The 15349-nt window shown below is 63.6% G+C and carries 12 protein-coding genes; 3 read left to right on the forward strand and 9 right to left on the reverse strand.

What is annotated here, in order from left to right; translation table 11 throughout:
* Nucleotides 1–54 precede the first annotated feature (54 nt).
* The 4 genes from ACVOMB_RS13835 to dinB all read right to left on the reverse strand — a co-directional run bounded on the left by ACVOMB_RS13835 (nucleotide 55) and on the right by dinB (nucleotide 5378).
* Entirely contained in the window at nucleotides 55–1026 is a 972-nt protein-coding gene (locus tag ACVOMB_RS13835; protein WP_481531705.1) for an alpha/beta hydrolase, read from the reverse strand.
* 25 nt (nucleotides 1027–1051) lie between these two features.
* A complete protein-coding gene (locus ACVOMB_RS13840) occupies nucleotides 1052–3292 on the reverse strand; it encodes a TonB-dependent siderophore receptor (protein WP_481531706.1) in 2241 nt (746 codons plus the stop codon).
* A 285-nt stretch (nucleotides 3293–3577) separates the two neighbouring features.
* On the reverse strand, nucleotides 3578–4228 hold the full coding sequence (gph, locus tag ACVOMB_RS13845) for a phosphoglycolate phosphatase (RefSeq protein ID WP_481531707.1): 651 nt from the start codon (nucleotides 4226–4228) through the stop codon (nucleotides 3578–3580).
* 64 nt (nucleotides 4229–4292) lie between these two features.
* Nucleotides 4293–5378 (reverse strand): DNA polymerase IV, encoded by a 1086-nt coding sequence (dinB, locus tag ACVOMB_RS13850; RefSeq protein ID WP_481531708.1) that lies wholly within the window; start codon nucleotides 5376–5378, stop codon nucleotides 4293–4295.
* A 209-nt stretch (nucleotides 5379–5587) separates the two neighbouring features.
* Between dinB and fabA the strand changes: the two genes are divergently transcribed.
* Nucleotides 5588–6103: a 3-hydroxyacyl-[acyl-carrier-protein] dehydratase FabA gene (gene fabA / locus ACVOMB_RS13855; RefSeq protein ID WP_057627977.1), complete on the forward strand. Its 516-nt coding sequence runs from the start codon at nucleotides 5588–5590 to the stop codon at nucleotides 6101–6103.
* A complete protein-coding gene (gene fabB, locus ACVOMB_RS13860; protein ID WP_481531709.1) occupies nucleotides 6103–7311 on the forward strand; it encodes a beta-ketoacyl-ACP synthase I in 1209 nt (402 codons plus the stop codon). The genes fabA and fabB overlap by 1 nt, the downstream gene beginning before the upstream one ends.
* A gap of 435 nt (nucleotides 7312–7746) precedes the next feature.
* Here fabB and ACVOMB_RS13865 read toward each other — a convergent pair whose 3' ends face one another.
* Complete coding sequence (locus ACVOMB_RS13865) at nucleotides 7747–8712, reverse strand: helix-turn-helix transcriptional regulator (RefSeq protein WP_481531710.1); 966 nt, start codon at nucleotides 8710–8712, stop codon at nucleotides 7747–7749.
* Nucleotides 8713–8870: 158 nt separating this feature from the next.
* On the opposite strand from ACVOMB_RS13865, the gene ACVOMB_RS13870 reads away from it, so the two are divergent.
* Nucleotides 8871–9647, forward strand: a complete 777-nt coding sequence (locus tag ACVOMB_RS13870; protein WP_481531711.1) for a DUF481 domain-containing protein — start codon at nucleotides 8871–8873, stop codon at nucleotides 9645–9647.
* Nucleotides 9648–9869: 222 nt separating this feature from the next.
* Here ACVOMB_RS13870 and hemC read toward each other — a convergent pair whose 3' ends face one another.
* The 4 genes from hemC to mdoH form a co-directional block, all read right to left on the reverse strand.
* A complete protein-coding gene (gene hemC, locus ACVOMB_RS13875) occupies nucleotides 9870–10778 on the reverse strand; it encodes a hydroxymethylbilane synthase (RefSeq protein WP_481531712.1) in 909 nt (302 codons plus the stop codon).
* A gap of 30 nt (nucleotides 10779–10808) precedes the next feature.
* Nucleotides 10809–11537 (reverse strand): LytR/AlgR family response regulator transcription factor, encoded by a 729-nt coding sequence (locus tag ACVOMB_RS13880; protein ID WP_481531713.1) that lies wholly within the window; start codon nucleotides 11535–11537, stop codon nucleotides 10809–10811.
* A gap of 104 nt (nucleotides 11538–11641) precedes the next feature.
* Nucleotides 11642–12307, reverse strand: coding sequence for an alpha/beta hydrolase (locus tag ACVOMB_RS13885; protein ID WP_481531714.1), 666 nt, complete (start codon nucleotides 12305–12307; stop codon nucleotides 11642–11644).
* 363 nt (nucleotides 12308–12670) lie between these two features.
* A complete protein-coding gene (mdoH, locus tag ACVOMB_RS13890) occupies nucleotides 12671–14590 on the reverse strand; it encodes a glucans biosynthesis glucosyltransferase MdoH (protein WP_481531715.1) in 1920 nt (639 codons plus the stop codon).
* Nucleotides 14591–15349 lie beyond the last annotated feature (759 nt).

Genomic DNA, 15349 nt, shown 5'->3' on the forward strand with positions numbered 1-15349 from the left:
ATGGGGTGCCGTGCCGTCGGCCCGGACTTGGAGCTCAGATAAGAAGCGGGCAGATCAGGAGCGCGGCTCCGCGCTGCGGTCACGCACACCGGTGATTTCATGCAGCGCGCGCATCAACGAGGCGCGGAACATCGGGCCATGGCCGAGGCCATCGAACTGGTGGTACTCGACATCCAAGCCGGGCACCTGGCGCAGGCGCGCTGACAACTGCTCGGCAGCGTCGGACGGTGCGCCAGAGACGCGCTTCAGATGTGCGAGCACACGCGGGTTGCTCATGTCGCGGTTGCTGGTATCGCGATCACGCTCACCGCCACCAAGCATCATCAGCACCCGCGCGCGATGACCGGCATTGTTGCCGATGAACTGGCGCTCGGGAGCGCCCAGCATCGCGCCCTGCTGCCACCACAGCGACGGGCTGGCCGGCACATAGGTCTGGAATGCACCGCTGCGCGTGTACAGCGTATGCAGCACGAACAGCCCGCCCAGCGAATGGCCCCACAGTGCTTGCTTGTTGGCATCGGTTGCCACGTGCTGCACCAGCTGCGGACGGATGCGCCGCTCGATCACTTCCAGGAACGCATCGGCGCCACCGCCTACCGCTTCGCCGCCGTCTTCGGGCTGGTCAGCAATCGGCGTGTAATCGCGGGTACGTGCAGGCGAGTCGATGCGCTGCTGGTTGTCATAACCGACGAACACCAGCACCGTCGGCTGCTTCTGCGCCAGTTCCTCCAGCAGCGGCGCGTCGAATTCCATCAACGCGCCATTGCCATCGAGCATCCACAAGGCCGGAAAACCCGCTGCCGGTGCTTTACCGGCAGGGATGCCCAGGTTGACCCGCCACGTGCGCTGGCCATCATCACTGCGCACCACGAAGCGTTCAAAGCGGTAGTGCGCCGAGCCAGTGTCGGCAACGGTCTGGCCCATCAGCTGCGCAGGATTGCGTTGCTGGGCCACTGCCATCGGCGCGACTACGCCGAGCAGCAGCAGCGCGGCCACGGCGAGCAGCGAGTGAAAGCGGATACGCATGTGAGTTGTCATCGCTATGCCTGGATCAGAAGCCGACGGTCAGGTTCACCCAGTAGCTGCGGCCGGGTTCGTTGTAGGTAGCGGCGCCTGCACCGGTGGCGCTGGTGCTGGTGGTGCCTTCGCGGAACAGGCGCTTGTCGAACAGGTTGTTGACGCCGCCGCCGACACGCACCTTCGGCGTGATCCGGTACTGGCCGCCCAGGCTCCACAGGTCATAGGCAGCGCGCGTATCCGGCGGCAATGCCGCACCGGTGGTGCTGGCCTGCGTGGCCGATTCCTGCTTGCCGTAGAAGGTGCCGGTCAGCATGAACGACAACTGCGTATTGACCTGCCAATCCAGGAAGGTATTGACCGTGTACTCGGGAATGATGGACAGCGGCTGATCAGTGGTCTTGTCGACGTTCTCGATCATCCAGGTGACATTGGTGTTCCACGACAGCACATCACCACCTCCAATCAGCGGCACCTTCACGTTGCCCTCGACGCCACGAATGATGGCTTCCGGCGCATTGGTCCACTGGAATACCTGACCCTTGGTGTCATTGGTGATGCCTATACGGTCCTGGCCGGCGACGATCTTGTCCTTGTAGTCGTTATGGAAGTAGGTGACCGAGGCGTGCCAGCCGTTGTCCGGCGCCCACTCGATGCCGATTTCCTTGTTGATGCTGGTTTCCGGATCGAGGTTGGCATTACCCATCACATAGCAACCCGAACCCAGGTTCGGGTTCAGCACTGGGCAGCCATTGCCGCGCGTGTAATAGAGGTAATCCGGGTTGGCCTGATAGAGGTTCGGTGCCTTGAACGCGCGCGCGATGCCGCCCTTGATTGCCCAGTCTTCAGCCAGCTTGAACTGCACGTTGAGGCTGGGGCTGAGGTTGTTGCCGAACTGCGAATGGTGATCGAAGCGCAGGCCCGGGGTCAGCGTCCAGCGCTCGCCGATATACAGGTTGTCTTCGACGAACACGGCCGCGAACTGCTGGTCGCTCTTACCAGTGCGCACGCCGTCGTAACCCGGGATGCCACCACCGCTGCTGGACGTCTGCGTCACCGAGTACGGGTCATCCAGCTTCATGTCGCGGTACTCGAAGCCCAGCGTTGCCACCTGCTCAATGCCGCCCCAGTTCAACGGCACGTTGATCTCGCCGTCCACGCGGGTGGAGGTCAGCTCAGACGTGGAGAAGCTCGCGCCTTCGGTGATCGAGCCTTCTGGGCCACCGGCCAAGCCTTCGTTCAAACGGGTGTTATCGGTGTCGTCGTAGGCGGCGGCGATGCGCGAGGTACCCCAGTCGTAGCTGCCGCGATGAGTCAGGCCGAACGAACGGCGCAGCATCACGTTGGTCTCGGCACCGTACAGCGCATTCAAACGCTCGAAGCCGTCACCGCTGACGCCGCGCTCGCCGGAGTAGATATTGCCCTGGCGGCTGACGCTGGCATCCAGCTCCAGCACATGCTTGTCGTTGATGTCGTAGCGCAGCAGGCCACTGATATCGCGGTTGCGTACACCTTCGCGGCCGGCCGGCGGAGTCACGCCGGTGGCGAATTCTTCATTGAGCGACAAGGCATCCGGCTCGGTCTTGTTAACGTTGCCGAACAGACGAAACGACAGCTGCTCGCTCAACGGACCGGACAACTGGAAACCAACGCGCTCGCTATCGCCTTCATCGCTGTGCTCGGCCTGGCTGCCGTACAAGGTCAGCGAGCCGGTCAGGTCACCGGTCGGCTTCTTGGTGATGATGTTGACCACACCACCGGAAGCGCCCGAGCCGTAACGTGCCGCGGCCGGACCACGCAACACCTCGATGCGCTCGACCGCCTCGGCCGGCACCCAGTTGCTGTCGCCGCGGCTGTTACGCTCACCGCTGCGGCCCATGCGCACCGAGTCCCGCGAGCTGACCGGGCGGCCATCAATCAGGATCAAGGTGTTTTCCGGGCCCATGCCACGGATGTCGATCTGGCGGAAATTGCCGTAGGAGCCCGACGCGGTATTGCCGGTCAAATTGATGCCGGGCATGCGCCGGATCACTTCGGACAAGTCATTGGCCGGCGGCAGACGCTCCAGATCGACCGCGGTGATTACCGAGCTGCCCAAGGCCTGCTTGGCGATCTGTTCGGCGGTGACATGCACGGTGTCGATGTCGGTAGCCGCTGCTGCGCCTTCGGCCAATGCCGGACCGGCGAGCAACGCGCTCAAAGCCAGCGCAGCGGAAAGGGGGTTGCGGGACAGCAAGACACGCGCGGACAACCGCGACGACGAACGACGGGACATGGGGGAAGCCTCTCGACAGTGGGGATGCGCCCCTCTGGCGAACAGCTTGAGGAACGACGGATATCGAATGCAGCTGCCGGAAACAAACGCCAGACACGCTGCGGGATGGCCGCATTCTACACCAAATGAGAATGATTATTGATAACTACGGACAATGAGGCTGTGACCCCTGATTTGTAGGAGCGGCGTAAGCCGCGAAGCTGATGGACTACCCGATTGCGGAAATTCCTGCGACTTCATTGCTGTCGGCTTCGCGGCTTACGCTGCTCCTACAAATGCTGCCGGTTACGCGACGATCGCCACCAGCTCACGCATATCGTCGATCACCGCCACGGCATCGGCGGCATCCAGATCCAGGTCGCGCGAATAGCCATAGCGCACCAGCACGATCGGCATGCCGGCGTTGTTGGCCGCACCCAGGTCCGTGCCCGAATCACCCACCATCAGGCAATCAGCCACCGGCTGCTGCAGCAGCTGCGCCACATGCAACAACGGTTCTGCCGCAGGCTTGCGCTGCGGCAAGGAATCGCCACCGATGATGTGCGCGAAGAACCCGGCAATCCCGAGATGCTGCAACAACGGCGCAACCATGGCTGCCGGCTTGTTGGTGCAGATGGCCATCGGCAAGCCGCGCGCCTGCAATGCCGTCAGCGCCTCACCAACACCGTCATATAAGCGCGGGCTGCGCAACAGACAAGCGCTGTAGTGCCGCATAAAAACCGGCATCACGTCATCAAGCGAAAAAGCACTCTCAGCATTACCCAATGCGGTAGTAACCAGATTGCGTACGCCCTCGCCTATCCAGCTGCGCACTGTTGCCTCTGACACGCGCGGCAGCGCCAGCTCTTCCAAAGTGAGGTTCACCGCCTCGGCAATATCATCCGCGCTGTCCACCAACGTGCCATCCAAATCGAAAACCAAGGCCTTGATCGCCACGCGTCCACACTCCCAAGCAATGAGCCACCGATTGTAGCGGCGCAGCATCACGCAGGGGGTGTACTCAAGCCAGCGAGATGTTGCGGAACAAATCGCCTTGGATCACCGCCTCTTCGCGATCACGGAAACCGGACAAGCCAACGCCCACCAACCGATAGCGCGTATCTGCTGGCAACTGCACACGTTGACACAAGGCCAGGGCGATATCGCGCAGATCCTCGACCGAGCTTGGCGGCGTATCCGGTGTATAGCTGCGGGTGAGAAGGCGGAACTGCGCGGTCTTCAACTTCAGTACGACGGTGTGACCGATGCGCTCGGTGCGCCCGGTTGCGCGCCACGTACGTTCCGCCAACTGGGTGATCGCTTCATCGAACTCGCCCATGTGCAGGTCTTCCGCAAACGTATCCTCGGAAGAAATCGACTGCACCGGCTGATCCGGTTCCACCGGCCGCTCGTCGATACCGCGCGCACGCCGATACAGGCCAGCACCAAAACTACCGAACAGGGCCTGCAGCTGTTCAAGCGGCAGCGCGCGCAGGTCACCGACGGTAACGATGCCCAGCGCCGACAGCTTGCCCTCCATCACCTTACCCACGCCCGGCACCCGCTTGACCGGCAACGGCGTCAAGAACTGCTCCACCTTTGATGGCGGCACCACGAACTGACCATCGGGCTTGCGCCAATCCGAGGCGACCTTGGCCAGGAACTTGTTCGGCGCGATCCCGGCCGAGGCGGTCAGGCCGGTGGTCTCGCGGATCTGCGCGCGGATGGTGCGGGCAATCTCGGTGGCGATGCCGTCGCAGCTCGGCGATTCCGTCACATCCAGAAAAGCCTCATCCAGCGACAGCGGCTCCACCAGCGGGGTGTGCTGCAGGAAGATCTCGCGGATCTGTCGCGACACCGCCTTGTAGCGGGCAAAGTCCGGCGGCACGAACACCGCATCCGGGCACAGGCGCTCGGCCCGCAACGCCGGCATCGCCGAGCGCACCCCGAACTTGCGGGCCTCGTAGGAGGCCGCGCACACCACCGAACGCGCCCCGCGCCAGGCCACCACCACCGGCCGTCCGCGCAAACTGGGGTCATCACGCTGCTCCACGGACGCATAGAAGGCGTCCATGTCGACGTGGATGATCTTGCGCTGCTCGCTCAAGGCAACAGTCCTAAAAGGTAGCCAACATGATAGCTGTTGTCGCTAAATGCACACTTGTCCTCACAAATGTACTTATTCATACCTCCCGTAACAGCCCGCGAACGGCGCTTATCTGCGGCTAACATACGCAACCGTCCAGTTAAAACATTTGATTGAACGCAGATGCTGCAGCATGCTCCGGGGCTCGCAATGGCTTTGGATTACACCGGATGACCCGTCTGCATGCTTTCTCGCGCGACCAGCTGCTGGCCAGCGCGCGTGGCGAACTTTTCGGCCCCAACAAAGGCCGCCTGCCCAACGACCCGATGCTGATGTTCGACCGCATCACCGAGATCCGCGAGGACGGTGGCGCGCACGGCAAGGGCATGATCCGGGCCGAGCTGGATATCCGTCCTGACCTGTGGTTCTTCGGTTGCCACTTCATCGGCGACCCGGTGATGCCTGGCTGCCTCGGCCTGGATGCCATGTGGCAGCTGACCGGCTTCTATCTCACTTGGCTGGGCGCAGAAGGCCGTGGCCGTGCGCTGGGCTGTGGCGAGGTCAAGTTCACCGGCCAGGTGCTGCCCAGCGCCAAGCTGGTGCAGTACGAAATCGATGTTTCGCGCGTGATCAACCGCAAGCTGGTGATGGCACAGACCGACGCCCGCATGCTGGTCGACGGCCGCGAGATCTATTCCGCCAAGGACCTGCGCGTAGGTCTGTTCACCTCAACCGAGAGCTTCTGATGCGTCGTGTCGTCATTACCGGCATGGGCATCACGTCCTGCCTTGGCAACGATCTGGACACTGTGTCCAGCGCCCTGCGTGACAGCCGTCCCGGCATCGTCACCCTGCCCGACCACGCCGAAGCCGGCCTGCGCAGCCAGGTTGGCGGCAAGGTCGATATCGATCTGGAGGCGCAGGTTGACCGCAAGCTCAAGCGTTTCATGAGCGATGCAGCGGCCTACAGCTACGTGTCCATGCGTGACGCCATCGCCGATGCCGGCCTGGACGAAAGCCAGGTCAGCAACGTGCGTACCGGCCTGATCGCCGGCTCCGGCGGCGGCTCCAGCGAATGGCAGGTGGAAGCCGCCGATCTGCTGCGCAACCGTGGCGTGCGCAAGGTAGGCCCGTACATGGTGCCGCGCACGATGTGCTCGACCGTATCGGCCAACCTGGCCACGGCCTTCAGCATCAAGGGCCTGAGCTATTCACTGTCGGCCGCATGCGCCACCTCAGCGCATTGCATCGGCGCTGCCGCCGACCTGATCCGCCACGGCGCCCAGGACGTGATGTTTGCCGGCGGTGGTGAAGACCTGCACTGGTCGATGAGCGTGATGTTCGACGCCATGGGCGCACTGTCCACCAGCTTCAACGAAACCCCGAGCACGGCATCGCGCCCGTACGACGCCAACCGCGATGGCTTCGTCATCGCTGGCGGCGCCGGCATGCTGGTGCTGGAAGACTACGACCACGCCGTGGCTCGTGGTGCGCGCATCTATGCCGAGCTGGTTGGTTACGGCGTGACTTCCGACGGTGCCGACATGGTCGCCCCGTCGGGCGAAGGCGCCGTGCGTTGCATGAAGATGGCGATGGAAGGCCTGGACCGTCCGATCGACTATCTGAACACCCACGGCACCTCGACGCCGCTGGGCGACGTGACCGAGCTGGGCGCGGTGCGCCAGGTGTTCGGTGATGCGGTACCGCCGTTGTCTTCGACCAAGGCATTGTCGGGTCACTCCTTGGGCGCAGCCAGCGTGCACGAGGCGATCTACTGCCTGCTGATGATGCGTGATGGCTTCATGGCTGGCTCGGCCAATATCGAAACCCTGGACGAGCGCGTGGAAGGCTTCCCGATTCTGCGCAAGACGCAGGATGCGAAGCTGGACACGGTGATGTCGAACAGCTTCGGCTTTGGCGGTACCAATGCGACGTTGATCTTCGGCCGGGTTTGATAGCTGATTGATCTGAAAGAAAACAGCCGCGAACGCGGCTGTTTTCTTTTGTGCTTTAGGTTCTGCTCTAGCTCTGGCTTCGGCTTCGGCTTCGGCTTCTGCTTTGGCCTTGCTGTTGCTGTTGCTGCCCCCTCTCCCGTTTACGGGAGAGGGGTTGGGGTGAGGGGAAGCTCTGGCCTTTCGTTCTTCGCGCTGGCTGTTGCTCTGCCTTTCCGTAAAGCAACTGCAACTGCAACTGCAAAAAGAAACTACAAGCAGGAGCTGCCCTCACCCCTACCCCTCTCCCGCAGGCGGGAGAGGGGAAAGCAGAGCATGAGCGGAGCAACGCAGGGCAGAGCCAAGCAGAGCCAAGCAGAACAGAACCAGAGCAGAGCAGAGCCAAGCAGAGCAAGAGCACAGCAGGGCAATAGCCGAGCCATGCACGGCACAACTGCCTCAGTCGTAGTTGCTCAATGCCAGCGACAACAACGCCTTGGCCTGCTCACGCAAGGACTGCGGCTCCACGATCTCCGCGTCAGAGCCATAATGCAGCACGTCCATCAACAGCTCGCGCGACACGCTGTACGGCACCTTCAATTCATAACGCCCGTCAGCAAGAAACCGCCCCTGCTGCTTGGAATGCCAATGCTCATCAGCCACCCAGCGCGCGGCCTTGGCACTGAACACAATCGTCGCCCAGCCCTTGGGTGCACCCGAGAAGATGCCGTAGCTGGCCGCCAGCTGTTCGTTCAACTCTTCATCGGCGACATCACGCGCCGGCTGATCGAGCAGCCGCGCCTGATGAATACGGTCCACCGCAAAACTGCGTACTGCCTCGCGGTTGTGGTCCCAAGCGTCCAGGTACCAGTTGTCGCGGTAATGGGTGATGCGCTGCGGTGACACCGTGCGGCGAGTCGCCTCATCGGTGGAACGTGCGCGGTATTCAAAGGACAGCTGCTTGCGCTCCAGCACACCGGAAGCCACTGTGCGGAAACTGGCCTCGTCCAGTTTGCGGCCACGGTGCGGAATCACCCGCACCCGCTCCACCGGCCAATGCGAAGCACCCGCCTGCGCAGCCAGCAAACCCTCGATGCGCTGCTGCAGCGGTGCCAACATTGACGACAACACCCCGCCGCCGGTGCGCGACAACAAGTGCTGCGACGCCAGCAAGGCATGCAACTCCTCCGAACTCAGCCACAAACCCGGCAGCTCGAAACGATCGCTTTCCCCACTCATGTAGCGGAACCCGGCCTCGCCATCGCCCTCCACCGGCGCCATCAGCGCATCACGCAGAAAGGCCAGGTCACGGTAGACCGTGGCACGGGAACAGCCCAATTCCTCCTGCAACCGCATCACCGTGACCGGATAGCGGGCGGACTTGAGCAGACGGTGCAGCGCGTTGATGCGTTCATAGCGGTCCATGTCCGGATTATGTCCGACTCCGGGCTGCAATGGAGCAGATCAGCCACCTGCGCAACCGCAGATGAAGCCCGCAGCCCCTCTGTGCGCCTGAGGGTCAGGGACCATCCGGTATCATCGCAGCGCCAACCATTCCCGTCTCTCCCCTGGAGATCCCCCTGATGTCCCTGCGTGTTTCCCTATTGCTGCCGTTGCTGCTGGCCGCCCCGCTGGCCTGGGCCGATGACGCTTCCGACCTTGCTGCCATGACCTCCCCGTGGAGCGGCAGCGGCGGTGAGCTGGGCTTTGCCTCGGCCCACGGCAACAGCACCACCGAAAGTTTCAATGGCCGTTTGAAGCTGCGCTACACCGACAACGATTGGATCCACAGCATGGATCTGTTCGGTCTGCGCTCCAGCGCCGAGTACACCGAAACCTCCGACGATGGCAGCACCAGCCGCAAGCGCCAGACCACCGCCAACCGCTACACCGGCAGCGCCGGCAGCGCCCTGCAGCTGGGCGAGCACCGTCAGCTCACCGCCACCGTGCGTTATGAAAGCGACGACTTTGCCACCTACGACCGCCAGGGCAGCTTCGGTCTGGGCTACGGCACGCGCCTGATCGATGGCGAGCGCCTGACCCTAGATACGCAGATCGGCCCCGGTGTGCGCCGTTCGCACAATGCCGATACCGACGAAGACCGCACCGGTCTGATTGGGCGCGGCCTGTTCGACCTGAAGTATGCCCTCACCGAAAACACCGACCTGGTGAACTCGCTGCTGGTGGAATCGGGCTCGTACAACACCTTCGCGCAGAATGATTTCGGCGTCTCGGTGAGCATGAACAAGCACTTCGCCCTGAAGGCGGGCTGGCAGGCCCGCCACAACAGCGACGTCGCCGAAGACAAGCGCAAGACCGACACCCTGACCACCATGAACGTGGTCTACAGCTTCAAGTAAGCAGGCGCCGGGCGCATGCCCGGCATCCGCTTCCCGGTAGTGCCGAGCCATGCTCGGCACGGGCTTTACCAGCAAAACCAGGCAAATCGGCATTGTTTTGCAGTTTTGTAGGAGCGGCGTAAGCCGCGAAGCTGGCCATGCTTGCGCGCCGATGCAACCGGCGCTCATGCCATCTCCTGCATTTGTGGCTTCGCGGCTCACGCCGCTCCTACAACGGCAGAATCAGCGCAACAACTCGCCTGCACCACCTTCCAACAACTGACGCGCCACTTCGCGCCCCAGTGCTTCCGGGTCGCTCGCCGGGCCTTGCGCCTGCGCACGAACTGCACGGCCATCGGCGACGCCGCCGACCAGACCCTGTAGCCACAGGTCTTCACCGCGCCACTGCGCCAGACCCGCCACCGGTACATGGCAGCTGCCATCCAATGCGCGGTTCATTGCCCGCTCCGCTTCCACGCAGGTACGGGTGGATGCGTCATCCAGTGCCTTGAGCAGGTTGATGATGTCCACGGCGTCCTGCCGACATTCAATCGCCACCGCCGCCTGTGCCGGTGCCGGCAGCCATTGCGGGGCGACCAGACGATCGCGGATGCGCGCGCCCAGCTCCAAGCGCTCCAGGCCGGCGCAGGCCAGGATGATGGCGTCGTATTCGCCCGCATCCAACTTGGCCAGGCGGGTGTTGACGTTGCCACGCAGGTCGCGCGACTTGAGGTCCGGACGCAGCGCGCGCAGCTGTGCCTGTCGGCGCAGCGACGAGGTACCCACACAGGCACCCTGCGGCAAGGCATCCAGCGAGGGATAGGTGTTGGAAACGAAGGCATCGGCCGAATCGGCACGGGTCAAGATCGCAGGCAACACGAACGGCGCTTCCAGCTCCATCGGTACGTCCTTCAGCGAATGCACCGCGCAATCGGCTTCGCCGCGCAGCATCGCCAGCTCCAGCTCCTTCAGGAACAGGCCCTTGCCGCCGATGGCCGCCAGCGAGCGGTCGAGGATTTCGTCGCCGCGCGTGCTCATCGGCACAAGCTCCACCTGCAGGCCCGGGTGGGCCTGACGCAGACGATCGGCAACGTGTTCGCTCTGCCACAGGGCAAGCGGGCTCTTTCGGGTGGCGATACGCAGGATGCTCATGCGGCCATTATCGCCGCTGCAAGCCCCGGGTCACAGCCGTTCCATCTCGATCTTCAACCCGGCCACGCAGCGGCGGCTGATTTCCAGCGGCTGCGGCACGTCACGCAGCACCGCCTGCACCTGCCCGGCCGGCGTGCGCCGGACTTCCTGCAGCCGATCACGAGCGATCAGGCAGTTGCGGTGGATACGGATGAAACGCCCGGAAAACTCGTCTTCCAGCGAACGTAGCGATTCCTCAATCAGGTCCTCGCCACGCAGGTGGTGCACTACCACGTACTTTTCCTCGGCCTGCAGGTAGAGGATGTCCTCCACCGGCACCAGCCGCAGGCTGCCGCGCAGGCGCGCGCACAGCACCCGCCGCGCCTGGGTAGCTACTGCCGGCGCCGCGTTGGCGCGGCCGGCGATGAAGGTGCGGGCGCGCTCCAGCGCCGCGGCCAGACGTTCGGCCCGCACCGGTTTCATCAAGTAATCAATCGCCGCCGCCTCGAAAGCAGACAAAGCGTGGGCATCGTAAGCAGTGCAGAACACCACCGCCGGGCGCGGTTCGAACCGGGCCAGATGGCGGGCGACTTCCAGGCCATCGATGCCCGGCATGGCGATATCCAGCAACACCAGATCCGGTTGGCTCTGCGCACAGACGTGCAAGGCCTCGTTGCCGTTGGCAGCCTCGCCAACCACCTCCACCTCCGCCAGCTCGGCCAGCAGCGCGCGCAAGCGCTCGCGTGCCAACGGCTCGTCATCGGCAATTACTACCTTCACACCACTACCTCGCTCACGGCTCCCCAGTCGTGGCGACATGGTAGCCGGGTTCGCTGTACGCCGCCGTCAACACTCCAGCAACTGCGCGGTAGCTCACAAACCAATCACACCTGCGCGAAACGGGCCTGCAGCCAGTCACCGAGCGCGTGGATCTCCTCGCCGCAGACCTGGTGGGCCATCGCATAGCGGTGCCATTCCACGCCGAAGCCCAGCGTCTTCAGCACCTGTGCACTGTGTTCGGCGATCTGCAGCGGGATCACCGGATCAGCGCTGCCATGGGCCATGAATACCGGCTGGGCATTGGCGCCATCCACCAACTGCGACGGGGCGGCATCCACCTCCGGCAGATAGGTCGACAAAGCCACCAGTCCGGCTACTGGCTCGCTGCGTTTGAGGCCAGCGGACAGGATGATCGCCCCGCCCTGCGAGAAGCCGGCAAGCAGAATGCGACTGGCCGGGACGCCGCGCGCCTGTTCACGGGCAATCAGCTCTTCCAGCTGCACAACCGACTCGGCGACACCCTTGGCATCGGCGCGGCTGCGGAAATCCATGCTGACGATGTCGTACCAGGCACGCATCGGCATGCCGTTGTTGATGCTGACCGGGCGCTTGGGTGCATGCGGAAACACGAAGCGGATCGCCGGCCACTGCGGACGCACCAGCTCGGGCACGATGGGCGCGAAATCATGGCCATCGGCACCCAGACCATGCAGCCAGATCACCGACCATTCCGGCGACGCGCCGGTTTCCTGCTCCACTGTTTCCAGCATGTGTATGACTCCCAAAGACAGGCAGGAATTATGCCTGCCCGGCACAGCCATAGGTGGAGCCGCTGCTTCTGTAGGAGCGGTGTAAGCCGCGAAGCTGGTGGTGTTGCCGGTTGAAGGCAAGCCGGCTGCCTGCGCGGAGATCGCAGGCCAAATGGCGTTGCGTTGCTATCGGCTTCGCGGCTTACGCCGCTCCTACAAAAAAACCATCCGGAGCCTTGTAGGAGCGGTGTAAGCCGCGAAGCTGGTGGAGCTGCCGATTGAAGGCAAGCCAGCTACCTGCGCATAGATCGCAGGCCAAATGGCAGCGCATTGCTATCGGCTTCGCGGCTTACGCCGCTCCCACAACCACAGCCACAGCCGCTGCTAGTCCTGCAGCGGTTCCTTGAGCGCCGCCGCGCGCAACTCAGCTGCACGCAGCAGCACCGGCGGCGGTGCGTTCTCTTCCGGGATACACAGCAGGCCATGCTTTCGCAGCCAATCGCCCGCCTTGCGCGAGGAGGTCCATGCCACCACCGGTACGGCCAGCGCCATGCCGATCACTACCGGCGCCATCCACGCCGCCAGCGGCGGCGACACCATATAGGCGGCCACACCCATCACCACGCCGAATACGCTCAAGCCGCCGTAACTGCGCAGCAAGGCGCTCACCGAAATACTGCCATCATCACGCTGTTGCGCATCCCAGCCTGAATCCTTGCCGGCCAGCACTTCAGCCACACCGCGCGACTGCACATACATCACCACCGGCGCCATCAGCGCCGCCAGCACGGTTTCCAGCAGCATCGAAATGAACGCGCGGAACGCGCCACCGCAACCAATCCGTTCCTTGCTCGAGGTCAGCATCGCCACATAGCCCATCAACTTGGGCGACAGCAGCGCGACCATGGTCACCACGAACACCCAGAACACGCCGTCCTGATCCAGGCCACGCCAATAATGCGCCGGCGACATCCGTAGATGCAGATGCAGTTCCTCGGCCAGATCAATGCCACCGTGGATCAGCGGGATGGCGATGCCTATCAGCATCAACATCGCCCACATCGGTGCGGTGAAGTAATGGCCGATACCGATCAACATGTGCACACGGCTTACCCAGTGCAGACCCGGTGTTGCCACCACCTTGGAATGCTGCAGATTGCCCTGGCACCAGCGGCGGTCACGGATCAGCAGGTCGGTCAGGGTCGGCGGGCCTTCTTCGTAGCTGCCGTGCAGGTACGGCACCATGTGCGAGGCCCAGCCACCACGACGGATCAGCGCGGCCTCGACGAAGTCATGGCTCAGCACATGGCCACCAAACGGCTTGCGTCCCGGCAGTTCCGGCAAGCCGGCCTGCTCGGCAAACGCCTGGGTGCGGATCACCGCGTTATGGCCCCAGTAATTGCTCTCCGCGCCGTGCCACCAGGCCACGCCATAAGCCATCACCGGCCCGTACACGCGGCCACCAAACTGCTGCATGCGGGCGAAAGCAGTGCGGCCACCGACCACCGCCGGCAACGACTGGATCAGGCCAACGGTCGGATGGTTTTCCATCGCCGACACCAGCCGCACGATCACATCGCCAGTCATCAGGCTGTCGGCATCGAGGATCAGCATGTGCGGGTAGGCACCACCGAAGCGCCGCACCCAATCAGCAATATTGCCGGCCTTGCGCCCGACATTGCTGGCGCGGCGGCGGTAATACAACCGTTCGGCGCCGCCGGTAGCTTCCACCAGCCGCGCGAATACCTGCTCTTCGGCACGACCGATCGCATCGCGGGTGGTATCGCTGAGCACGTAGAAATCGAAGTGCTCCAACTGCCCGGTAGCGGCCACCGATTCATAGATCGCCTGCAGACCGGCCATCATCCGGCGCGGGTCTTCGTTATAGGTGGGCATCAACAAGGCGGTACGGCTGCGCAGCTGCGGCAGCGGCGTATCCGGGTAGATGCCGAGCTTGCGGCGGCCACGCAGCAGCGCCTGCAGCCCGGCCAGGCTGCTGACGAAGGACATCGCGATCCAGGCGAACAGCAGCACGAACAGCCCCAGCAGACAGGCTTCGAGCACGTTGATGCCACCATTGGACAGCACCCGCGCCATCAACCAGGTGGCGAGCAGCGTGGTCAGCGCGGTGGTGCCGAATACATACAGGCGGCGCAGGCCGATGTTGGCCGGTGCGGTCTTCTGCCGTGGCACATGCAGCGTGCCCTGACGCAACGACTGCTCGGGCATGGGCAACGGGTGTTCCGCCGGGAGCACGGCAATACCCGCATCCAGCCCGTTGCTGGTGGTGACGCTGTTGCTCATTGCTTACCCCGCAGCGCCATCTGCAGGCAGTCCTGGCGGCACACCTTGCCGTAACGCTGTTTGCTTGCGTGTTGCACCTGAATTCCTTGAAGGAGAAGCCGACCTGCCGGGGAAAACTAGAAGAACCAACCTAAACCTGCGGCAAACGAACCCTGCCGATCGCGATGCGGGAGCCCCCTCGAACCACCTCGCTGCAGGCGGTACAGCACCGCCCAGGCCGCTCCAGGGCCAACCGCCGCAATCCCTTGACGGCATTGGCGATGGGCAATTATCCACCATCAAATCGACAGGTACACCTTTGCCAGTCAGTTTGACGGAAATGCGGGACAGGCCTGGGCACCCTGGCCAGCTGCCTGCCCTCACATGAAGGCTGCTCCACCCCCAACTACGCCATAGCTGTCCGACCCCGCTCTTCGGGCAGACATACCAGGGCCAACACCGGCAGGACGATGCGCCACAACAAGCTGGCCCGCGCCGCCGCCGCGCTTTGAGCAAGCCACGCAACACCAACGCCTCAGACGCACGACGCCTTCAAGCGCCTCCGGCTGCCAATCAGCATCGCCGTCCAGGTTGATGGCATGTCCGCCACGCGCGGAGCCGCCCGAACGTGGCCAGCTGAATCCGGCCAACACGCTCGGCCCTGACTCGCGCCCCAACATGCGCACACACAACGCAGGCTAAATTCGCCGGCGCGCACAACGCGATCACAACATTGCGCTCACCTGCAGCAAACCCGGCAATGCGCAGGCTGCAAGCGTC

It is taken from the genome of Stenotrophomonas sp. STEN018 (assembly GCF_056760235.1).

Coding starts and splice junctions, on each gene's coding strand:
- hemC (WP_481531712.1), bottom strand. CDS start 10,778: ATGAGCATCCTGCGTATCGCCACCCGAAAGAGCCCGCTTGCCCTGTGG.
- ACVOMB_RS13840 (WP_481531706.1), bottom strand. CDS start 3,292: ATGTCCCGTCGTTCGTCGTCGCGGTTGTCCGCGCGTGTCTTGCTGTCC.
- ACVOMB_RS13835 (WP_481531705.1), bottom strand. CDS start 1,026: ATGCGTATCCGCTTTCACTCGCTGCTCGCCGTGGCCGCGCTGCTGCTG.
- ACVOMB_RS13865 (WP_481531710.1), bottom strand. CDS start 8,712: ATGGACCGCTATGAACGCATCAACGCGCTGCACCGTCTGCTCAAGTCC.
- ACVOMB_RS13870 (WP_481531711.1), top strand. CDS start 8,871: ATGTCCCTGCGTGTTTCCCTATTGCTGCCGTTGCTGCTGGCCGCCCCG.
- ACVOMB_RS13885 (WP_481531714.1), bottom strand. CDS start 12,307: ATGCTGGAAACAGTGGAGCAGGAAACCGGCGCGTCGCCGGAATGGTCG.
- fabB (WP_481531709.1), top strand. CDS start 6,103: ATGCGTCGTGTCGTCATTACCGGCATGGGCATCACGTCCTGCCTTGGC.
- mdoH (WP_481531715.1), bottom strand. CDS start 14,590: ATGAGCAACAGCGTCACCACCAGCAACGGGCTGGATGCGGGTATTGCC.
- fabA (WP_057627977.1), top strand. CDS start 5,588: ATGACCCGTCTGCATGCTTTCTCGCGCGACCAGCTGCTGGCCAGCGCG.